The sequence below is a fragment of the Pseudoalteromonas sp. SG43-6 genome, assembly GCF_014164365.1.
GTDB classification, from domain to species: domain Bacteria; phylum Pseudomonadota; class Gammaproteobacteria; order Enterobacterales; family Alteromonadaceae; genus Pseudoalteromonas; species Pseudoalteromonas rhizosphaerae.
The window spans coordinates 1-2,052 of the sequence record NZ_JACJEZ010000118.1 but is presented as its reverse complement, the minus strand read 5'-3'; the positions used below and the strand labels follow the sequence as shown (position 1 = coordinate 2,052).

The following is a 2,052-nucleotide window of genomic DNA, read 5'->3' as shown; positions in this document are numbered from 1 at the left end:
TAATCCGCTGGATTTGTCAGCCAAAATAAACCATCGGCAAAGCCGCTGAACCCGAGTATTTGCCAGTATTCAAGTAGCTGGTCAGGCAGTTTCCCTCGATACGCTTCTATATCAGCGGTAGTCGCAGGTACCGTTGTTGTTGGTTGCCTAAATTTGCTTAGAAAATAATCTAAGGCGTCATCATTCGTTTCTATCATGGGCTCTCTACTTTTTGTTTAACGGGCAGCGCTCAAGTTGAATGTTCAACTTAGCATCTGGACCATGTTTCTTAAATGCTTTTTCAACTTGCTCATCCATTAACTGCACGCGTGTTTTATCCCCTTTTCTACTCCCTATGGGTGCTTTAGCCCACTGCGGGCCTAAAGAGCCATTAACTCGTTTATCGCCCATACGCGATACGCTATCAGAACCGCCTGCGCCCATATCAGGGTCATGTAATGCATGTAAATTGTCCATAATTTCTGTTGTTCTTTGCAAGGCTAGTTTTTCGGCTTCAGCAAATGATACTTTTTTGCTGTATGATTCGTTAAGTGACTCAAATAAATCTGATTGAAACTCCTCTCTAAAATCATCTTGCGCAGTTCCAGTACCTTTGCGCCTCATCTTTTTGTATCGCTCGCGGTTTTCTCTGTATTCACCAATGGTTAAATCATTCAAGCCATTTTCTTGATGCTTAAGCTGCCTTGCGTAATTATGCTCTAAAGCGCGTAAGTCGCCTTTATTTCTTTTCCTTAAGCTATCACTTGGTTTAAAACAAGGCACTTTGTAAGCTTTCATTTTTAATCGAAGTGGGTGAGTGTTTTTACCCTGAGCCCCCTTCAAATCATTCCCTTTCGGCGGCTCTAATTCATTGGCTACTGTTTTCTTCGGTTTCCCTACTACACCTGTACTTGCCGGTGGCTCAAACTCATCGAGGGCTTTGTTTACGCGATTGCCAATTTCTTGCGCGGCGTTTCTTACGCCTTGGTCTATTTGCGGGGTGACTTCATCAAGCTGTTTGACCATGGCTTGCATGCCGTCAATGGCTGAGTCTGGCAGCAGAAGATCGTATTTCCAGCTGGTTGAAATATCGTTAAGTGTATCTCGAAAGCCTTTGATTACGGCTTTTACTTCACTGGCGGCTTGTTTGCCTAAGTCTTGCCAGTTTATTTCGCGCAGGTATTTTACTGGGTCGCCTTTGCCCATCTTGCGTAGCACTGCAATAGCGGCTTCCATTGACTCACCACTATTTTTAATTACAACTTTACCCACGCCTTTTACAGCAGAGCCTAATAATGGAACCAAACCAATGGCGGTTAGGGTAAAGGCTATCCAACCGTCGCTGTCATTGGCTTTGTCATCATCGGTGAGTAATACGGTATTTGCACAAATATCACGAATATCCATGATTTGGTCAACCACCGGTATCATCGAGATAATTGTACCCACAACGATTTGTGATGTACTCGGGTTTCTATTAAAGTCACCTTGCAGTGTGCCCCATAACCAATCGCCTGCTTGGTTGGCTAAATTGCCAGCCTCTTCCAGTTTTGCAGTGTTACCGCTATTGAGCATATGTACGGCATCGGCGGTGGTTATTTGCCCATACAACGGGTTTGGTGTGGTGTTATCTTCAGGCTGAAAATCGCGACTGTCTTCGCCGTATTTAACACTGAACTGACCGCTGGGAATATTGGTAAGTTGTGCTTGTCCACTGTCATCTAGTTGCCCGGTCGCTTGCGTTCCATCATCAAAGGTAATGGTGTAGGGCGCATTTTTAACCGGGCTGCCGTCTTGGTAAACGTATTCTAAATCGACCACACTGGCGGTAGTTGCAGCAACGCCTGCATCATTTATGGTTACATCATTAATACGGCTAATACTCGCAGGACTTGAGGCACTTGGGCTGCTAGCTGTTTGCGGGCTTTCTATATCGTAATCAACTGGCCCATCAAAGGTGACAATGTTGCTGTCGAGGGTGAGTATATTGGTAGCGATGATGGTGGCGTTGCCTTGGCTATCGAGTTTAATTTCGCCGCCGGCGTTATGAATGATTAAATCGCCTTGCCCAGA

Annotated in this window: 2 protein-coding genes; both read right to left on the bottom strand. The window is 45.2% G+C overall.

Annotated elements, in window-relative coordinates:
• Positions 1-197: GAD-like domain-containing protein (locus H5201_RS22315; protein WP_310736959.1), on the bottom strand; the 197-nt coding region annotated here is incomplete at its 3' end.
• 7 nt (positions 198-204) lie between these two features.
• Positions 205-2,052: polymorphic toxin type 15 domain-containing protein (locus tag H5201_RS23350; RefSeq protein WP_259399738.1), on the bottom strand; the 1,848-nt coding region annotated here is incomplete at its 5' end.